Annotated in this window: 27 protein-coding genes and 1 tRNA gene; 8 read left to right on the plus strand and 20 right to left on the minus strand. The window is 54.0% G+C overall.

The genetic code is table 11. The features are described 5' to 3' along the window. Positions 1-60: 60 nt before the first annotated feature. Together AADB16_RS14650 and AADB16_RS14655 are read left to right on the plus strand one after the other, a co-directional pair. Positions 61-1704, plus strand: a complete 1644-nt coding sequence (locus AADB16_RS14650) for an FMN-binding glutamate synthase family protein (RefSeq protein WP_410804325.1) — start codon at positions 61-63, stop codon at positions 1702-1704. Positions 1705-1852: 148 nt separating this feature from the next. After that, positions 1853-1929: transfer RNA gene (locus AADB16_RS14655), tRNA-Pro, on the plus strand. A gap of 90 nt (positions 1930-2019) precedes the next feature. On the opposite strand, the gene AADB16_RS14660 is transcribed toward AADB16_RS14655, so the two are convergent. From AADB16_RS14660 to AADB16_RS14735, 16 genes are all read right to left on the minus strand, one after another. After that, a complete protein-coding gene (locus tag AADB16_RS14660; protein ID WP_410804327.1) occupies positions 2020-3096 on the minus strand; it encodes a phage integrase Arm DNA-binding domain-containing protein in 1077 nt (358 codons plus the stop codon). Further along, positions 3093-3287, minus strand: a complete 195-nt coding sequence (locus AADB16_RS14665; RefSeq protein WP_410804328.1) for a hypothetical protein — start codon at positions 3285-3287, stop codon at positions 3093-3095. Before AADB16_RS14665 ends, AADB16_RS14660 begins: the two co-directional genes overlap by 4 nt. Positions 3288-3290: 3 nt before the next feature. Then, positions 3291-3656, minus strand: coding sequence for a hypothetical protein (locus tag AADB16_RS14670; RefSeq protein WP_410804330.1), 366 nt, complete (start codon positions 3654-3656; stop codon positions 3291-3293). Continuing rightward, the gene (locus AADB16_RS14675) at positions 3656-3976 is read right to left on the minus strand and encodes a hypothetical protein (protein WP_410804331.1); all 321 of its coding nucleotides are present in this window, start codon (positions 3974-3976) and stop codon (positions 3656-3658) included. The genes AADB16_RS14670 and AADB16_RS14675 overlap by 1 nt, the downstream gene beginning before the upstream one ends. After that, the gene (locus AADB16_RS14680; RefSeq protein WP_410804333.1) at positions 3973-4431 is read right to left on the minus strand and encodes a hypothetical protein; all 459 of its coding nucleotides are present in this window, start codon (positions 4429-4431) and stop codon (positions 3973-3975) included. Before AADB16_RS14680 ends, AADB16_RS14675 begins: the two co-directional genes overlap by 4 nt. Continuing rightward, the gene (locus AADB16_RS14685; protein WP_410804334.1) at positions 4428-5513 is read right to left on the minus strand and encodes a hypothetical protein; all 1086 of its coding nucleotides are present in this window, start codon (positions 5511-5513) and stop codon (positions 4428-4430) included. Before AADB16_RS14685 ends, AADB16_RS14680 begins: the two co-directional genes overlap by 4 nt. Further along, positions 5500-5718: a hypothetical protein gene (locus AADB16_RS14690; protein WP_410804336.1), complete on the minus strand. Its 219-nt coding sequence runs from the start codon at positions 5716-5718 to the stop codon at positions 5500-5502. The genes AADB16_RS14685 and AADB16_RS14690 overlap by 14 nt, the downstream gene beginning before the upstream one ends. Before the next feature lie 5 nt (positions 5719-5723). Next, entirely contained in the window at positions 5724-6011 is a 288-nt protein-coding gene (locus AADB16_RS14695; protein WP_410804338.1) for a hypothetical protein, read from the minus strand. After that, positions 6011-6667: a hypothetical protein gene (locus AADB16_RS14700; RefSeq protein ID WP_410804581.1), complete on the minus strand. Its 657-nt coding sequence runs from the start codon at positions 6665-6667 to the stop codon at positions 6011-6013. Before AADB16_RS14700 ends, AADB16_RS14695 begins: the two co-directional genes overlap by 1 nt. After that, complete coding sequence (locus AADB16_RS14705) at positions 6667-7251, minus strand: hypothetical protein (protein WP_410804340.1); 585 nt, start codon at positions 7249-7251, stop codon at positions 6667-6669. Before AADB16_RS14705 ends, AADB16_RS14700 begins: the two co-directional genes overlap by 1 nt. Positions 7252-7481: 230 nt before the next feature. Then, entirely contained in the window at positions 7482-7949 is a 468-nt protein-coding gene (locus tag AADB16_RS14710) for a hypothetical protein (protein ID WP_410804342.1), read from the minus strand. Then, the gene (locus AADB16_RS14715; RefSeq protein WP_410804343.1) at positions 7946-8860 is read right to left on the minus strand and encodes a DNA cytosine methyltransferase; all 915 of its coding nucleotides are present in this window, start codon (positions 8858-8860) and stop codon (positions 7946-7948) included. Before AADB16_RS14715 ends, AADB16_RS14710 begins: the two co-directional genes overlap by 4 nt. Further along, positions 8857-9153: a hypothetical protein gene (locus tag AADB16_RS14720; protein WP_410804345.1), complete on the minus strand. Its 297-nt coding sequence runs from the start codon at positions 9151-9153 to the stop codon at positions 8857-8859. Before AADB16_RS14720 ends, AADB16_RS14715 begins: the two co-directional genes overlap by 4 nt. After that, positions 9146-9334 carry a carbon storage regulator gene (locus AADB16_RS14725; protein ID WP_410804347.1) on the minus strand — a complete coding sequence of 63 codons (189 nt, stop codon included), beginning with the start codon at positions 9332-9334 and terminating at the stop codon, positions 9146-9148. Before AADB16_RS14725 ends, AADB16_RS14720 begins: the two co-directional genes overlap by 8 nt. Then, the gene (locus AADB16_RS14730) at positions 9334-9531 is read right to left on the minus strand and encodes a hypothetical protein (protein ID WP_410804349.1); all 198 of its coding nucleotides are present in this window, start codon (positions 9529-9531) and stop codon (positions 9334-9336) included. Before AADB16_RS14730 ends, AADB16_RS14725 begins: the two co-directional genes overlap by 1 nt. A gap of 14 nt (positions 9532-9545) precedes the next feature. Further along, positions 9546-9935: a response regulator transcription factor gene (locus AADB16_RS14735; protein WP_410804351.1), complete on the minus strand. Its 390-nt coding sequence runs from the start codon at positions 9933-9935 to the stop codon at positions 9546-9548. A 155-nt stretch (positions 9936-10090) separates the two neighbouring features. Between AADB16_RS14735 and AADB16_RS14740 the strand changes: the two genes are divergently transcribed. Beyond that, positions 10091-10810, plus strand: a complete 720-nt coding sequence (locus AADB16_RS14740) for an HNH endonuclease family protein (protein WP_410804353.1) — start codon at positions 10091-10093, stop codon at positions 10808-10810. 26 nt (positions 10811-10836) lie between these two features. On the opposite strand, the gene AADB16_RS14745 is transcribed toward AADB16_RS14740, so the two are convergent. The 3 genes from AADB16_RS14745 to AADB16_RS14755 are packed head-to-tail and all read right to left on the minus strand — an operon-like array spanning position 10837 to position 13002. After that, a complete protein-coding gene (locus AADB16_RS14745) occupies positions 10837-11604 on the minus strand; it encodes a DUF1828 domain-containing protein (protein ID WP_410804355.1) in 768 nt (255 codons plus the stop codon). After that, on the minus strand, positions 11604-12086 hold the full coding sequence (locus tag AADB16_RS14750) for a hypothetical protein (RefSeq protein ID WP_410804357.1): 483 nt from the start codon (positions 12084-12086) through the stop codon (positions 11604-11606). Before AADB16_RS14750 ends, AADB16_RS14745 begins: the two co-directional genes overlap by 1 nt. 10 nt (positions 12087-12096) lie before the next feature. Beyond that, positions 12097-13002 carry an XRE family transcriptional regulator gene (locus AADB16_RS14755; RefSeq protein ID WP_410804359.1) on the minus strand — a complete coding sequence of 302 codons (906 nt, stop codon included), beginning with the start codon at positions 13000-13002 and terminating at the stop codon, positions 12097-12099. A gap of 12 nt (positions 13003-13014) precedes the next feature. Here AADB16_RS14755 and AADB16_RS14760 point away from each other — a divergent pair, with 12 nt between their 5' ends. Continuing rightward, positions 13015-13251, plus strand: coding sequence for a transcriptional regulator (locus AADB16_RS14760; RefSeq protein WP_410804361.1), 237 nt, complete (start codon positions 13015-13017; stop codon positions 13249-13251). A gap of 416 nt (positions 13252-13667) precedes the next feature. Beyond that, positions 13668-13865 carry a hypothetical protein gene (locus AADB16_RS14765; protein WP_410804363.1) on the plus strand — a complete coding sequence of 66 codons (198 nt, stop codon included), beginning with the start codon at positions 13668-13670 and terminating at the stop codon, positions 13863-13865. Here AADB16_RS14765 and AADB16_RS14770 read toward each other — a convergent pair. Then, positions 13862-14041, minus strand: coding sequence for a hypothetical protein (locus AADB16_RS14770; RefSeq protein WP_410804365.1), 180 nt, complete (start codon positions 14039-14041; stop codon positions 13862-13864). The genes AADB16_RS14765 and AADB16_RS14770 overlap by 4 nt on opposite strands. Positions 14042-14142: 101 nt before the next feature. On the opposite strand from AADB16_RS14770, the gene AADB16_RS14775 reads away from it, so the two are divergent. The 3 genes from AADB16_RS14775 to AADB16_RS14785 all read left to right on the plus strand — a co-directional run bounded on the left by AADB16_RS14775 (position 14143) and on the right by AADB16_RS14785 (position 15789). After that, on the plus strand, positions 14143-14592 hold the full coding sequence (locus tag AADB16_RS14775; RefSeq protein ID WP_410804367.1) for an endodeoxyribonuclease RusA: 450 nt from the start codon (positions 14143-14145) through the stop codon (positions 14590-14592). Next, positions 14589-14930 carry a hypothetical protein gene (locus tag AADB16_RS14780; protein WP_410804369.1) on the plus strand — a complete coding sequence of 114 codons (342 nt, stop codon included), beginning with the start codon at positions 14589-14591 and terminating at the stop codon, positions 14928-14930. The genes AADB16_RS14775 and AADB16_RS14780 overlap by 4 nt, the downstream gene beginning before the upstream one ends. Before the next feature lie 118 nt (positions 14931-15048). Next, positions 15049-15789: a Rha family transcriptional regulator gene (locus tag AADB16_RS14785; RefSeq protein WP_410804371.1), complete on the plus strand. Its 741-nt coding sequence runs from the start codon at positions 15049-15051 to the stop codon at positions 15787-15789.

Here is a 15789-nt window from a genome sequence, read left to right on the forward strand (position 1 = left end):
TGGATGCCAATCGAATGGTGCAAATCCTTCCCAGCATTTACTGAGCCGAGTGAGAAATTCATGGAAAAAACAACCACGTTCCCGATGCGGTACTCAGCTTACGTTTTGAGTATTTCAGGTTTCATTGTCTCGCTGGCCCTGAGCCTGCATTTTCAAGCGGGTTACATTTTCCCCGGCATCTTCGGTGCCCTGACCATTCTTGGAACCTACGACTTACTTCAAAAGAAGCACACCATCAGCCGCAACTACCCCATCATGGTGCACTTTCGCTACCTGTTCGAATCCATAGGGCCCGAGATTCGCCAGTACTTCATCCAGTCCGATAATGATGAGCAGCCGTTTTCAAGGGACCAACGAGCACTCATCTATCAGCGAGCTAAAAACGTGCTCGACAAGCGCCCTTTTGGCTCCCAGCTGAAAATGTATGAAGATGGTTTTGAATGGATAAACCACTCACTGAAGCCTTCAAAAATCGCCGATAGCAACTTCCGGGTTCAGATTGGCTCGCGCTGCGCCAAGCCCTACAGCGCAAGTGTTTTCAATATCTCTGCCATGAGCTTTGGCTCGCTTTCGGCAAATGCAATTCTGAGCCTGAACACAGGCGCAAAAATGGGCGACTTCTACCACGACACAGGCGAAGGCTCTATCTCCCGCTATCATAAAGCGCCCGGGGGCGATCTGGTCTGGGAGATCGGTTCTGGCTACTTCGGCTGCCGGAACAAGGATGGCTCATTCAGCCCTGACCAGTTCGCACTAAATGCGACGCTCGATCAAGTAAAAATGATAGAGGTCAAACTATCTCAAGGTGCAAAACCCGGCCACGGTGGAATTCTCCCTGGCGCGAAAGTGACACCGGAAATCGCAGAAGCCCGAGGCGTTTCCGTAGGTGAGGACTGCGTTTCGCCCGCCGAACATTCAGCTTTTTCAACACCCATCGAAATGCTTGAATTTCTGGACCAGCTCCGCGAACTGTCTGGGGGCAAACCGGTAGGCTTCAAACTGGCTATCGGGCACCCATGGGAGTGGTTTGCCATTGTTAAAGCCATGCTGGAGACCGGGCGCAAACCCGATTTCATCGTTATAGACGGCGGCGAAGGCGGCACCGGTGCTGCGCCACTGGAGTTCATCAATCGTATAGGCACGCCCCTGACAGAGGCGCTCCTTCTGGTGCATAACACATTGGTGGGCACCAACCTCAGGGAAGACATCGCCATTGGGGCAGCCGGGAAAATCACGTCTGCCTTCAATATCGCGCGCACTCTGGCCCTGGGCGCAGACTGGTGCAACTCCGCCCGTGGCTACATGTTTTCGCTAGGCTGCATCCAGGCCCTGAATTGCCATACCGGTCGTTGCCCCAGCGGTGTCGCCACTCAAGACCCCAGACGAAGCAGCAAGCTAGACGTAGAAGATAAAAGCAAGAGGGTATACAACTTTCATAAAAACACCCTGGATGCGCTGCAAAACATGCTGCAAGCGTCAGGTCTGCGCCACCCTGGCGAGCTGGGGCCCGAGCACATTGTCCGCCGGGTATCGAAAACGAGGGTGCACTCATACATCGACCTGTTTCCATTCCTGGCACCCGGGGCGCTGCTAGAAGGCAAAACCGGCATGGCAGTCTTCGATAAATACTGGGCTGCATCGAATCCGGATAGCTTTGATCCGCCGGAGTTCGTGCAACAGCTCCGGGAAACCAAGCTACGCTAGAAATTCAGATGCAATTTATGCAATGCCTGTTTATTTTCATTCCGGGCTAGTGTAGACTTCGCTCCCGCTAAGCCACTGAGATTCCTCTTTAAGTCTCTTTGGCGCACGTCATCAAAGCCGAGCTTTGAAAAGATAGTAATTAGCGAATCGGGGCGTAGCGCAGCTTGGTAGCGCACTTGCATGGGGTGCAAGGGGTCGAAGGTTCAAATCCTTCCGTCCCGACCAAATTCCCCAATTAAGGCAGACACTTACGAGTGATCTGCCTTTTTTGTTTTTAGGCCATCCAAAACAAATCCAATATAAATCCAAAACCTTCTACTCCGCATGCACCTCAACCCACCTGATTTCCTCATGCCCTGAATCATAATTGCTGGTCATCTTGGCCGTAGCATGCCCCGCCAGTTTCTGTGGATCTTCGCCGCGATCCCGGTACCGTTTAATACCTAGGGCCCGGATCTCGTGGAACGTGGGCAGCTCGTTTTCGGGTACGCCATCAAACAATCCCGACTCATCACGGGCCTCGGCAAATGCCCTGGTAATCATCTGGGGCTTTACCTGCGTCCAGTGATCCATCCCTTCCCTTTCTTTGATCTTGCGTTCAGGCCTGCGGTGCACCAAGTATGGGCTGGCGAGATCATCCCGGCAGCGCTTGATTACTTTATCCAGTTTCGGACCCACGGCTATGGCCAGATAACCAGTGTCGTACTTCTCGGTTTTCTCCTGGATCACCAGCAGTCTGCCGTCTTTGATGTTTTCAAACTTCATCCGGGCAACGTCGCCCCGGCGCTGCAGCGTGATCAGCGCCAGATCCATAGCGTTCTGAGCCCACCGCGGACAAAGCGCGTGGATTGCGTCGTATTGCTCCTGAGTCAGCCGCTTCCGGGCCTTCTTCTCTTTTCGCTTGAGTGTTGCTTCAGCGGGATTGTCCGGTCTCAGGCCCCGGCTCACTGCCACCCTGAACAAATCAACAGCTACCTGCCTAATCTGGTTTGCGGTCCGGGCTGAGTGTTTCTCCAGCAGCTTGGCCAGATCCTGCACATCAACATCCTCAACTGCCCTATCACCCATAGCCGCGTTAAGCTTCCGCATCTGCACCTGGTACATCTCCAGCGTGCTTTTCTTGTACTCACGCTCTGGCGCTATATTCTCTAACCACCACTTGGCATGCTGGCGGACTGTCACATGCCCCAGCACCTTGGCCACCAAGTCGTTATCCGGAACCAGCATGGCGTTCAATTCCTTGGCTGCCGCTATGGCCTGCGCCCTGCTCACACCCATGCCGTGGTACTTGCCGGTTATCGGGTGCCGATACTGATACGACTTACCGCCATTTGCCGGATACAAGTTGTCCGGAAGCGGCTTGTTGGCTCTTTTGCGCGGCCTTGGGCTCATGCTGCCAGCACCTTATTAACCAGCGGATTCGTGGATATCTTGATTCGATCAAGGTCAACGTAGTAGATCGTTCCGAACTTTTGCCCTGGCAGCTCTCCGTCATCGATGAGCCGCTTGAGTGTTTTCATGTCTGGCTCGCTGCCTTTTTCAAAGTAGCGCGTCCGGAACTGCGTTGCTTTTATAAGCTTCAAAACCTAACCCTCCACCAATTCAGCCCGCTCTTCAGCACAGGACTCACAGAGACCTGCATCATCCAGCTCGTCGCGCCGCCTTTGAGCCATGACGCCAGATACGACGCCGGCGAGATATGCAAACACAGCATCCCGATCTTTAGCACAGGTTATTACCTGCCACGGCAGGCATCCGCCCACATAAACGAGTAGCTGCCAGCGCCAATAAACCCGTGGCTTTCTGAACAATCTCTGATCACGATGCACAGTTGCAATAACTTGCCAGTCTTTGCCGCTTAACCGGCGAGCCTCGTCAATGATGTAATCAACTTCAGCATCCAGCGAAGATCTATTGAGTTGATGATCCATAAGGGTCGTTGTTGCAACCATCACTCGCCCTCCTGCTCAGCCGATACCCGCACACTGAACCCTGTCTGCTGGCGGATCACTTCCGCGATGTTGTCTGCCACCTCTGCGGTGATAGCACCCCCGTGCGGTGCGCCCTCCGGTACTGAGATGTTTGCCTGTAATACCGGTTTAATGAAAAGCGAATCGGGAATATCCAGATCTAGGGCGACTGCGATTTCATCCTTGTCAGTGCTAGGCCTAGTCTTCGTCAGCCTGATAGCGCCTGCCACCCGAGTGTTTTCTTTGTCTAGGCCGTACCGGGGAACCTTCCCCTGCACTACCAGGTAGCATTTAAGTTTCATGACTCGCCCTCCGGCTTTGGTGGTTGCTGGAGTTCTGTAGCCAGCGCGTGCAAGATCACATCTGAAATCCGACTATCTCCGTCCGGAAAAGGCGATATGTAAAACCCAATGTCAAGATGCGATATAGCTATGCTGCCCTCTCGTGTTGGCTCGATTTTCCACCCCTTCGGCACTCCGGCGCTGGGCATGCCGGCATATAGCTTTGTTCCGACGGGCAAGGGTTTAGCTGTCCATTGAATAACTCGATGCCCGTGAACCACATTTACTGATGCTGCTGGCGGGCAGTTGACCGTCCCTTTCCTATCGGCATGCAGTTTCCGAAGCGCACCAACAGTAAGCGCCGGAAATTTATCAGCAACATCAGCTAGCCACGTGGGGATAACTTGCGAATCAGCCATTCCGTTGCTACCGGCCACGATTAGCGCAGCATCTAACCACTCATTAAAATCGCTCATGCTGCTATGACCTCCGGCTCAACTGAAACGATCTTGCTTAGGTTATCTTCCATACTTCCATCTTTCGGCCTGAACGGCCCCAGCTCTTCCCAAGTGAACCGCCCAGCATCAGCTGTGTCTTTGGTGTATCCGCAGAAGCTCGAACGGTGATAGCAGCCGTGGCCCTTGTGGTAGACCATAAAAAGCGGCTCGTCAGTAGGAAACACAATCTCCTTCAGCTTCTGAGCTCGCAAAAAATCCATGGATTTAACGGCTTTAGATAGCTCGGACTCCAGGCGCTTCCGGCGCAGTCTGCCATTCCGCTTTTGCTTTGGGTTCTCCGGGCAAATGCTGTACAGGTTGGATGCTGATTCGTTGCTCACGTCAAACTTCCCTGTTACCACCCACCACATGTTGTTGATGTTGTAATAGGCAATACCGGTGCAGATCCGCCCTTTACGGTCGGCAAACCAAACCCTCTGCCCGTGACTTAGCTTTGCTCCGTCTCCCGACTTCCGGTTGTATTCAGCAATTTCGTAATTGGTGATGTCACCCTTGAAGTGCCAGCTGGTCTGATAACATCCGTCTACCCATTCAACCGCGGTCAAACTGCCTGGGCCCCTCTTATTTGAGCGGCCATCGTTTCTGTCAGCCTGGAACTCATAGCCAGAAAAAACGTTACACAAGTAATCTCGGATCCGGCGGCGGGTGCGCTCCATTTCCAGGCGTAACAAGTAAGGCATCCGCTGTTCTTTATCGAAGTCGTAGCGCCCCCCGTTCGGGTTATCGACGTTAGCCACGTCCTGCCACATCTCAAACTTTATGCAGCGTCCACTCAGATCGAGCAGGCCCTGAAGGTTGCCCTTGCGGCAATGGCGGTAGTCTTCTGCAAAGCTCCGGCCGTACTGCTCGATCATGTCGGCAGGAACTTCCACGCTCCAGCCAAGCCGGTTTAGTTGTTGCACAATCCGCTTAAATGTTTGGCTCTTGAACCCACGCTCGTATTCCTGCCATTCGTCCCAGCCCCTCCTAACGAGGTCTTCCCAAACGTTCACGCTGGCATCGCCGAATGTTACTTTTCCGGTTCTATCAATTTGCGTCATGATTTAATTCCTTCTGTGACATGTCACGATCTTTGTAAACGAGCGAAAGCAGGTACTCTGTCTGATCTTCGAAGCCTCGAAGCTCTGCCATTTCGGCTATGGTCTGGCGCTCGCTGGCGGCCAGCTCCATCTGCACCAGCCTTACATCGAGGCTCTTCAGGCGCTCACGCTGGCGGCGCTTACGCTCTGCGGGTGTCATGGCCATATCCACTAGCTCCCGTGGAACGCGTCGTGTTTATCCAGTGGCCTGCTGCTAACAATTCGAGAGCAAATAAGCTTTTGACCATCTCTCACCAGCGGCATCTCCCGTGCTTGGCGGATCGCTGCAGACTCAGCTTCACGATCACCTGCAGCCCTGAGATAAATGCTGCGTGTGGCTTTGATCTTTCTGGCGCCCGGGGCCCGGTAACCAACCAGAACCTTCCACGGCCATGGCTTCTCCGGATCCACCAGCAGAGGGTGGTTATCTGACAGCTGGTACATGCTCAACTGATCCATCAATCGACCCTCCGGAATTTGATAACCCATACCCACGGGTTGGCATCCCAGCTATCAACGCCATTTATTTGCCCCCACAAATGCTGAAATCCTCGACGACCGCTTATCTCAGCTCCGCTGTGGCCATGAGTTGGACCGCCTTCCGCCTTGGCGTCTGCCTCGCTGATATCCTGCAACCGCTCCACCCGAACACCGGTAATCTCCAGCGTGATCCTGCTGGCCCAGCGGGGCATGTGGATAGATGGACGCCACTTCATAGGCTGCTCCATTCCATTGCAGTCGTAGCAGTGGACGGCATCAGGGTTTGAAGCGCGGTATGTGATCTGTTCGTGAGGTGTTCCGCCAACAGATCGAATCTCGAAGCCATGAGTTTCCCGCACCCAAAGTCGATCACCGGAGCGGCCGTATGGGCAGCATGACGAGTAGTCGTGCTTGTAATTGGCCATGCACTCCTCTTCGGTTGAGCCAAACACGCCGAAACCGTATCTGCGATCACGCTGAGCAACTGAAATCCAGCTGGATTCAGGGAATTCGTCATGCGGGCCTGAGGTTTCTGAGGGAAGCTGCCACTCAGGAACAAGTCGCCGAGTCTGAGTCTTTCGGCCATCCAGAATCGCTTGCACCATTTCAGTGTTAAAAAGTATTGGTCGGTCCATCACGCTGCCTTCTCCCGTTCTTCCAGATAATCCCTATTCGATTGCTGCCAAGTAGCCTTTCGGCTATCGCTGTACCCGGGCCCAGCCATTCGCTCAAGGGTGCGCCGGTCATTGCACACCTGGGCGATAATCTCAGGCGGTGCGTAGTAGTAGTGCCATAGCTCGTGCTCGTCTTCTGGCTTGCGCCCGGACCATGTTTGCGCAATCCAGCCCATATCAAACACCTGGTCAGTGCGCTGATTGCTCAGAACATCGGCACGCAATTGGTGGTAAGCGCCATCGATGTCACCGATCTTCCGGGCTGAAAGATCAAACGTCTGGCTTTCCATCCACATGGTCCCGTCTGGAGCCCTGCACAGCGCCCGCACACCGATCATCCAGTTGCGTGGTAGCTTGATAAGGTGACTGGCCAAGTCCTCACCCATGGGGCACCAGCCGCCCATACGCAGGTAGGTTTGCGCTGTGGTGTACTGGTAGCCATCTTTCGGGCTGAGCAGCCCCTCCCACGTAAACAGATGGCATGTGCCGAACAGCTTGTGATCCCGCGCGCGGTTGCTGTTGCGCTTGCGTCTTGGCTTAGCCATTACGCGCACCTCGCTTCGTCTTGGATCGTGTACGCCGCCACACCATCACCAAGTAGGTCAGTTCCACATGGCTTCAAAACCTGCTTTTTCAGTAATGCTCGAAGCGTCAGCTTGTTGATTTGAGTGCCGTCAATCATGAAAGCTCTCCCGTTGGCATCAAGGTTTATGCTCTGCCCAGTTTTGCGCATGTGCTCTAACGCCTTGATCTGGGGGGGGGGTAAACTTGCTCATCACGCCACCTCACCGATATACCGATCAGCCACCAGGGTCATGGCCTCGAAATCCCCCGGCCACTGGATCTCGAACTTCTGGCCAGCCACCACGAAGAACAGTTCACCGCGCTCAATCACCAGAGAAGCGTTCTCCGGCACTTTCTCCTGTAGCTTCTCCAGCAGCTGTAACACATCGGTGGGCTCTGGCGCTTCTGCGTTAACCGCTTCACCAGTCAGGCCATTGTTCGGATAGCCGGACAGGTCGAGCATTTCGCGGCCAACACCTGTGAGCGACCAGCGCCCCGGGTTGTTCTTGGCAATCAGCCCTGCCTGCTTCATGTTGCCCAGGGCAAGACTCAGCTGCTTGCGGGTTTCGAAGTGCTCAAACTCAGAGTGCAATTCGTTGGTGTGGGTTTCTCCCTGCTGCAGCAAGTGGTGCAGGATCTGCATTTCTTGCACTGCTAGTGGAGAGTGATGGCCAGTCATGCTGCCTCCTTAACTGCTTGAATAATCCGCTTTACCGGCTCAGGGCAAACTGCATTACCCATCAAATGAACTGCGAGCCTGTGGTTTTCTGGCAACTGGTATGAATCCGGAAAGCTCATTGCCGCCCTGCATTCGAAACGGTCAAGCATCCGCATGCGGTCGCCATCGATGACGGCCCACCGGTCCCGGGTTGTGATCGTTCCGATCGGCCTATCAAGGCTTCTGCCGATCTTGGTGTTGCCGTAGTACGAGATCAGAAACCGGTCACCGAAAGCCGCCCGCCCTGCCCTGACTCTTTCAAGTGTTGCTTTTGCCCGCCCGGGCTTCTCGATCATCGACCAGTTGCCAGAATCAAAGCTTATGAATCCGCTGGCGGGTTTGTGGTTCAGCCTTGGGAGATCGAGCTTCAGTGGCGCCTTCGTTCTTGTCAGAACGAGGAACATCCGTATCCGGTTCTGAGGTGCGCCCAAGTCAGCGGCATCCACCACATGCGGGCTAACGGAGTAGCCCAGAGCATTCATGGCCAGTTCCCATGGTCGGTAAAGCTGCCAGTTAAGAAACTCGGGCACGTTCTCAACGATCGCCACCGGTGCCTGGTGGTATTCCGCGGCTGAAACGATCGCCCATGCTGTGCTTCTGCTCGCATCGTGCTGGGGGTTGCCATGCGCTTTGCCCCGGGCCTTGCTGTGCCCCTGACAACAGGGCGAGGCAAGCATCAGATCGTGCGCAGGAACCTTCGACCAGTCTGCCTGGTGCAAGTCTTGGCAAAGGTGCTGGGCGCCTGGGTGGTTGCGTGAGTGCCATTCAACTGCCTCTGGCCAGTGGTTAGCTGCCCAAACGACATTGACGCCAGCCATCTGCGCTCCGGTTGAAAACCCACCGGCGCCCGAGAACAAATCAATTGCGTTCATTCGGTGGTTTCCTCGCTTCTCTGTTCGCTTTCAATCAGCTTCAGCAGCTCATCAGCATTGCGTAGCGCTGCCTGGTAAGTGTTCAGAGTGGAAGCTGCCAGCTTCGCCAGCCCGGTTAGATCCTTGAGCACCTGGTACAGCTGGTCTGCATGCCGGGTCTTGGCGGTTTCTCTTACTAGCGGCACCACAACCAGGTCATGTTGCTTAGCCAGAGAATCGACAACGCCCTTGCTCGAGCATGCGCTTGTGATTCCGGTATCACCTGGGTAAACCCAGCCCCATGCATCAGCCACGACTCGATTCCTCCTTCTTGCGAAGGTAAATCTCTTCCCGATCTACAGAGATGGACGGATCAGCAATCACCCCCAGCCGTACCTGTGCACCCCGGTTTTCAAGCACAACCACCTTGGCTTTCTCACCGCTGGCGGATTCCATGACCACGGCCTCACCGGGTAGTCGCGTTAAGATCAGCATTACGCTCTCCCCTGCTCTGACTGCTCGACCGCACGCACCCGGGCTGGCAGACGAACAACGTTCTGTACCGGTCCTCTGCGCTCAAACCGAAACCGGTTGTGCTCTACCAGCTTCATGTCGCAGCCAACGTCTGCTGAAAACTGAATCAGAGACATGATTGGCGTGTCGTCAGGCAGTTCGATCGTGATCGTTCTCATGGTTGTTCTCCTTGTTATGCGTAATTGGCACGAATTGGGTTGCGGCCTATGCGGCTGGCGGTAACTGGCGGACGCGATGAACTGGTTGGAGCTGGACGGCTGCGCATGGCCGGCACGGCAGCTAAAACCAGCAATGCCCAGGCAAGCATCCGGGCACGGAACAACCCCTGCATCCAGCCTTGGGAAATCAGGTCTACACGGCTCTGTGCGTGAAATTGATCTTTGGCTTCGTCCAGATGCCAGCTAACGGTATCCGGAGAGATGTGCAGTTCGCGGGCTATCTCTTTAGCGCTCAACCCGCGAGCCGCCAGCACGACGACTTCTGAACGGCGTGGCGGTAACAGTGTTTTGTCCGCCAGCTCTACAAGCATTCTTGGATAAGTTGGTTTTGCTCTGCGACCCATGATGTTGTCTCCCTGATCAACGTTATGGATACAGCGTATACAATATGTATCCGTTCGGTCAATACAAAACGTATCCTTTTTTAGATTTTTTATTGATCGCTGAAAAGTTCAAACGACTCAGGTATCTTTCCTGGCTTCAAATACAAGGAGCCCCAATGCCAAGAAATGTCACAACCACCTTCATAGCCGTGCTAGCCCTCTTTGGCTCATTAGCTACCCAGGCACAGCCAGTGAAGATGTCAAAATCAGGAATCTGCCATTCTCCGGCGGGCGCCCACTACGACCGAACAAAGAACTACCAGCCGTTCAGCACTTTGGAATCGTGCTTAGCAGAGGGCGGAAGCCTGCCAAAGGGCATGAGCGAGCCTAAAAGCAAAGCGCTGGCTTTAGCTGATACGGGATATTCAAGAAGCAAATTTGGAAATGGCTGGGCAGATAGCGATGGAGATTGTCAGGACAGCCGCGCAGAGGCGCTGATTGCCCAATCAAGCACGAAGGTAAGGTTTGCAGACGAACGCCGCTGCAGGGTTGTCACAGGCCGCTGGATCAGCCCATTCACCGGCAAGGTCATACAGAACGCCAGTGATATCGACATCGATCACGTAGTGCCCCTGAAGTGGGCCTGGGATCATGGAGCCAATACCTGGGAGCAGGAAAAGCGGGAGAGGTTCGCGAACGATCCTGTGAATCTGTGGAGTGTAGAGCTCAGCCTGAATAGGCAGAAAGGGGCGAAAGGCCCGGAGGATTGGTTACCACCAGCTGGCCGGTGCGGATACGTGAGTAGGTTCTTGAGGATTGTGAAGATTTATAAGCTGGAACCATCAGCCCGCCAGCTTAATCGCTACAGGGAGCAGCTGGCGGACTATTGTGGGTAACAGGGCCTGATCAAGCGCTGACCCTATTAATGATTTCTGGTAACTTCTGTTTTAATCAGCTGGTGAAACGCAGCTGGCATACTACGCCACGGAACAGCTTTATCTGTGTAATAGCTTGCTCGCGCTAACTGCTTATCACTGAACTTCGACATATCTTCAAAAACAGCTATTACCCGCATGGGGTCACTGATCTGTTGAGTTGTGCTCCACAATAGTTCCGCTTCGAGAAGCCGCTCTCCGGAAGTGGCAATTACAACGGATATTGGCGTTTTTGCCATGAAGTACGCATCAACAAAAATCTGATGGTTCGGATCTGCTGGAACGTCATAGCGCGTTTCTACGTTGGTCTCACGCTCAACCTCGCGCAGCACGTTCATAATTTGTTCTTTAAAGTCGGAAACCTTTCGCTCTTGACGAAATGCAGAGAGCACCTGCATTTGAGCTGAACACTCCGCTACCCGCATTGAGGCGTCGGCAACTGAAGCAGCAGAGCCCGCGACAGCGAAAAGCTCGTCATCAATTTCATCCCAGATCACATTATGGCTTGCCTCAAGCGACTTTAGCCAACTCTTAGCCTTGTTGTGATCAGGACTCATCCCGTCCGTCATTAGCCGAAAAGCGGCCTCACCATTATCATCAACTCGGAAGGATCCGTCTTTCAGGGGCATTACAAAAATGACGACACTATCCCCATCGTCATAAGTGAAAGGGGTGCAAATGGACAAGCCATCGCCTTCTGTTGGGCGAATTACAAAACCTTTGCACAGCTCCGATTGAAGATCTTTTGCGTCCATCAGAAAAGCCCTCCCTCTAAGCTCAGCATAGAAATGCGTAGGCATTTTAATGCTTGGTCGACGAGATTAATACGATCAATGTCGACTTTTGGGTCCCACTTACGAGTTCTACCTATAGCCAATTCTTTGGCCCCTGGAAGAGCCCTATTGGTAAGATCCCGCGAATCCTCGCAGTTTACATGCATGTGAAAGCCTTTATGCGATGGATGGTAGTCCATTCTTGCAATAGGCGTTAGGTCATCTCCTTCTGATAAGAATAGCCACGCTGAGAACTTTCGCTTTTCAAAAATATTTCCATCTCTCCAAAGAAAAAGCGCCCGGTAGCTTCCTCCAGCATCCAGAATATCGGTGTGGTGTATTCTACGGCCTTTCAACTGGAGGAACTTTGGCATATTACGAGAGGCGCTGGCCGGCTTAAATAAAACAGACCTAACCGCTTTCGGGGTGCGCAAGTGATCCCTTACCTGCTGCCTTGTAAACATTAGACTACTCCTATCTCAACACCGACCACCAGAACACCCGCCCAATGACCCGCACGCTGGCGGCCATTTCATCAGCGGTAACGTCTTCAACCGGGTGCTCAACAGCATTTTGGCTGACTATCTTGATACCGCCACCTGGTCGACGGTGGAGATACTTCACTCGCAGCATGCCGCCGTGGTCGATCGCGTAGATCTCGCCATCTCGGATTGTGGTATCACCGGTATTCACGCCCACACAGGTTCCGTCTGGCATGACCGGCTCCATGCTGTTGCCGCGGACAAACGCACACGCGGCGTTTTCCTTCAAAACCCCTGCCCTCGCCAGCGTAGATTTTGCAAAGCGTAACTTGGCACCGTGGTTTTCAATGACTTCGGTCTGGCCTGCACCAGCTGCCAGCTCGACTTCTCGGAAAAGCGGCAATTCAACCTCGTCGTCATCCAGTGGTGTTTTGCTGTCCCAAGCATCCATGTGCCCGACGAATTCCAGCTCATCCTCTTGTGGTGGTGGAGCGAGCTCTTTTTGAGCACGCTCCACACGTGATTTCCACTCAGACGTTACTCCCCACCGCCGTGGGTATTGATCGACATCCTCCAGCACCAAGTGGGGTGGAGGCCTCTCACCAACCTCTCCCTGGCCGGTAAGTATCCAGTCGAGACTGACATTAAAGAGGGTCGCCAAAGCCCTCAACTGATCAATTGACGGCTCTCTGCGACCACTCAGGTAATGACCTACTGCTCCTCGAGTTTTCACACCGAGAACTTCAGTCAGGGCGTCCTGAGTAACGCCATCTCTTCGCATTAGGGAGCGAACCCGATCAAACCATTTTTCCATAACATGAATGGTACGCAATGTATCCAATCCGGCAACGACACTTTTTGTATCTATTTCAGCTTGACTAGATGCTAATGTATACATATCGTATCCTTCATGAACATACAGACCTTTATCCAGAAAGTAGGCCCGGAAGCTGCCGCCAAAACCCTTGGCGTTTCGGTATCTGCAATAAAGCACTACCGAAACGGCATCCGGAAAATAGCTCCTGCAAACGTTATTTCAGTCTGCGCATCAACAGGGTGGATGGTTACCCCGCATGAAGCGCGCCCTGACATCTACCCCAACCCAACAGACGGCCTGCCAGCAGAAAAGGTTGGAGAGGTCGCTTAATGGTTTCTATTAAACCACTCCGGCACAACTCAGATACCGAGTTAACCGGTGGTGGATATTTGAACAGTGTTTGGTGCGAGCGCGAGCTGCAGCGCAATTAGAAGCAGCCGGTAAAGCTGGTAGTGCCGCCATTTGCAACTGGGGGATAGGGTCCCGGTAAAGAACGCCAGCAGCATGGGCCGAAGGATCCCGACCTTTCCACCCTTGGTGACCATGCCGCTTGGCTCTCGTAAGGAGCCCGTATCTGGGAGGGCTCTGCTCCCACAACCAAGGTGACCTGGCAGGTCCCCAGTCTGCTGCGTCAGGTAGAGCCCTCCACGGATGCGAAAGCATCAACGCAATGACATTTGCGAACTTGTCGCCCTGGGCCATGGCGCAAAACTGGCCTGACAACGAACTAATCGAGGGTGATGGCAATGGCAGAGCACATGGTAACCACAGAGCTGGAAAGCACGGCACAGGTTGAGACTACGAGTGAAGAGGTGCGCTGGCGGATGGATCAGGTCGTTCGATTAACGGCCTCGTCAGGTAGGACTACCTATGAAACTGCGCAGGATTTCTGCAAAGCCTTGCGCCACCTCAGCGGTGAAGTGGCACAGGCTTCGGACTCTTAATCCTCGTCAGTGTTATCGCGAGCGTTAATGACTGTGTTGAAAATAGTTTGGAAGTACTTCGCCGCATTTGCAGGAGTGCAAAGGTCTTTTTTCTGGTTTACGTCAGAAGCGGTTTGAATCGCCGCGATCAGGATGTCAGCGGCAATACGTTCAGGGGAATCGGTTTGGGCGGCCATGGGGCCCTCCTTTTCATAGTTGGTTTGTGTTGCAGCAAGCAGCTTAGCAGAAGGCGGGCCCCACCTTTACAGGCCGGATAGCAATATTAGGAAAACGTGACATGTCACGAAATACAGAAAACCAGAGCCCAGCTTGGCAAAAGTGGCAAGTGATGCTGCCCTGGCCGCCCCGGGAGTTAAGCCCGAACGCCAGGGTGCACTGGGCAACGAAGGCGAGAGCCGCCAAGCGCTACCGTCATACCTGCAAGATTAAGGCGCTGCAGGAGATTCAAGCCTCTGCTTGGGGCGTACCAGCCCTGCGTGAGTTGGTTGAAGCTGGCGGGCGAGTGCATCTGTTTATCGACTTCTACCCACCCGATCGGCGGCATCGTGATGACGACAACGTGATCTCGTCATTCAAAAGCGGCCGGGATGGGCTGGCGGATGCCCTGAAAATCGATGACAGCAAGTTTCGGATTCACCCGTTCTTTGATCCCGACAAGCCCATGAAGGGCGGCGGCGTGAAGGTGACGGTAACGGGCTACTTGCCCACTGAAGGAGATACCGCATGAAGATCAACCCGACAACCCTTAGCTGGACTGCCCCCACCACGAACGTGGACGGATCGCCGATTGATTACGAATTGGAATACGAAGTGGGTATTGAGCCCAAGGATGTCGAGGCTGAAGTGGGTTACTACAAACCTATCGCAACCATCCCCGGCCAGCTTCGCGCCAATGAACGTTACGAAGCACCGATCAGTGAGCTGCCCCTGGAGTACGGAGAGAACACCATCGCGCTCCGCAGCTTTAAAAAAGCTGTTCCGGAGCTGGTATCACAGTGGTCGGACCCCGTGACATTCATGCTGCAACCGGTGCCAGAGCGCCCTTTGGAATTGCGGGTTACCTGAAGCGCGCTTGGCGTTGGCTGGTAGCCCTGTTTTGAGAAGTGGAAACCCAGAAAAGACAAAACCCCGGGTCAAGGGCTTGCAGGCCTACCGGGGTATTGCGGACGAGATAGGAGTAATTATGAACCAAGTTATCCAAACCGGCAACTCAGAATCGATAACCATGAGCAGTCGTGAGATTGCTGTACTGGTGAACTCACGCCCGGACAAGGTGAAGCAGTCAATCGAACGCCTTGCGGCCCGCGGCGTTATTCAACTCCCCCCACTGGGGGAAGTTAAAAACCACCTTGGCCAGAGCGTTGCAGAATACCGCGTCAGCAAGCGCGACAGTTACGTGATAGTTGCCCAGCTCTCGCCGGAGTTTACCGCACGGCTGGTAGATCGCTGGCAAGAGCTTGAGTCTCAACAGTCCCCTCAAATACCCCAAACAATGCATGAAGCACTGCGCCTTGCAGCGGATGCGCTCGAGCAGAACTCGCAGCTCACCATCGCAAATCAGAAGCAGACCGCTGAAATAGAGGCGCTACAGAGCTTGTTCAGTGAAGGCATGACACCCGCACAGTTTGTTAAAGGCCTAAATGGCGTTAACTGCATGGCTATCAACCAGGCGCTGGCAGATCGCAAGTGGCTTTTCCGTGAAGGTGGCCACTGGCGCGTCGGGAGCTATGCACGGGACACCTATCTCACTGAGCAGCAGTCCCAAATCACACCACGCGATGCTGAGCCTTTCGTCCAGTACAAGCCGGTTCTTCTGCGAAAGGGTGCTGCCGCCATCTACAAGCTCTACCTAAACCGCCAGCTGGTCATGAAACGCACTTGGAACGGTGAGTTTACGCACGACACGATTAAGAAGGTCGCATAG

This window comes from Marinobacter sp. KMM 10035 (assembly GCF_046537445.1).
Classification (GTDB): domain Bacteria; phylum Pseudomonadota; class Gammaproteobacteria; order Pseudomonadales; family Oleiphilaceae; genus Marinobacter; species Marinobacter sediminicola.

Excerpts from the sequence above, each read along its gene's own strand:
- AADB16_RS14755 (WP_410804359.1), bottom strand. The coding sequence starts at position 13,002 with ATGTATACATTAGCATCTAGTCAAGCTGAAATAGATACAAAAAGTGTC.
- AADB16_RS14770 (WP_410804365.1), bottom strand. The coding sequence starts at position 14,041 with ATGGCCGCCCAAACCGATTCCCCTGAACGTATTGCCGCTGACATCCTG.
- AADB16_RS14750 (WP_410804357.1), bottom strand. The coding sequence starts at position 12,086 with ATGTTTACAAGGCAGCAGGTAAGGGATCACTTGCGCACCCCGAAAGCG.
- AADB16_RS14700 (WP_410804581.1), bottom strand. The coding sequence starts at position 6,667 with ATGGACCGACCAATACTTTTTAACACTGAAATGGTGCAAGCGATTCTG.
- AADB16_RS14735 (WP_410804351.1), bottom strand. The coding sequence starts at position 9,935 with ATGGGTCGCAGAGCAAAACCAACTTATCCAAGAATGCTTGTAGAGCTG.
- AADB16_RS14705 (WP_410804340.1), bottom strand. The coding sequence starts at position 7,251 with ATGGCTAAGCCAAGACGCAAGCGCAACAGCAACCGCGCGCGGGATCAC.
- AADB16_RS14710 (WP_410804342.1), bottom strand. The coding sequence starts at position 7,949 with ATGACTGGCCATCACTCTCCACTAGCAGTGCAAGAAATGCAGATCCTG.
- AADB16_RS14745 (WP_410804355.1), bottom strand. The coding sequence starts at position 11,604 with ATGGACGCAAAAGATCTTCAATCGGAGCTGTGCAAAGGTTTTGTAATT.
- AADB16_RS14650 (WP_410804325.1), top strand. The coding sequence starts at position 61 with ATGGAAAAAACAACCACGTTCCCGATGCGGTACTCAGCTTACGTTTTG.
- AADB16_RS14725 (WP_410804347.1), bottom strand. The coding sequence starts at position 9,334 with ATGCTGATCTTAACGCGACTACCCGGTGAGGCCGTGGTCATGGAATCC.
- AADB16_RS14740 (WP_410804353.1), top strand. The coding sequence starts at position 10,091 with ATGCCAAGAAATGTCACAACCACCTTCATAGCCGTGCTAGCCCTCTTT.
- AADB16_RS14715 (WP_410804343.1), bottom strand. The coding sequence starts at position 8,860 with ATGAACGCAATTGATTTGTTCTCGGGCGCCGGTGGGTTTTCAACCGGA.
- AADB16_RS14690 (WP_410804336.1), bottom strand. The coding sequence starts at position 5,718 with ATGGCCATGACACCCGCAGAGCGTAAGCGCCGCCAGCGTGAGCGCCTG.
- AADB16_RS14680 (WP_410804333.1), bottom strand. The coding sequence starts at position 4,431 with ATGAGCGATTTTAATGAGTGGTTAGATGCTGCGCTAATCGTGGCCGGT.
- AADB16_RS14775 (WP_410804367.1), top strand. The coding sequence starts at position 14,143 with ATGTCACGAAATACAGAAAACCAGAGCCCAGCTTGGCAAAAGTGGCAA.
- AADB16_RS14670 (WP_410804330.1), bottom strand. The coding sequence starts at position 3,656 with ATGGTTGCAACAACGACCCTTATGGATCATCAACTCAATAGATCTTCG.
- AADB16_RS14695 (WP_410804338.1), bottom strand. The coding sequence starts at position 6,011 with ATGGATCAGTTGAGCATGTACCAGCTGTCAGATAACCACCCTCTGCTG.
- AADB16_RS14675 (WP_410804331.1), bottom strand. The coding sequence starts at position 3,976 with ATGAAACTTAAATGCTACCTGGTAGTGCAGGGGAAGGTTCCCCGGTAC.
- AADB16_RS14780 (WP_410804369.1), top strand. The coding sequence starts at position 14,589 with ATGAAGATCAACCCGACAACCCTTAGCTGGACTGCCCCCACCACGAAC.
- AADB16_RS14660 (WP_410804327.1), bottom strand. The coding sequence starts at position 3,096 with ATGAGCCCAAGGCCGCGCAAAAGAGCCAACAAGCCGCTTCCGGACAAC.
- AADB16_RS14760 (WP_410804361.1), top strand. The coding sequence starts at position 13,015 with ATGAACATACAGACCTTTATCCAGAAAGTAGGCCCGGAAGCTGCCGCC.
- AADB16_RS14685 (WP_410804334.1), bottom strand. The coding sequence starts at position 5,513 with ATGACGCAAATTGATAGAACCGGAAAAGTAACATTCGGCGATGCCAGC.
- AADB16_RS14785 (WP_410804371.1), top strand. The coding sequence starts at position 15,049 with ATGAACCAAGTTATCCAAACCGGCAACTCAGAATCGATAACCATGAGC.
- AADB16_RS14765 (WP_410804363.1), top strand. The coding sequence starts at position 13,668 with ATGGCAGAGCACATGGTAACCACAGAGCTGGAAAGCACGGCACAGGTT.
- AADB16_RS14730 (WP_410804349.1), bottom strand. The coding sequence starts at position 9,531 with ATGAGAACGATCACGATCGAACTGCCTGACGACACGCCAATCATGTCT.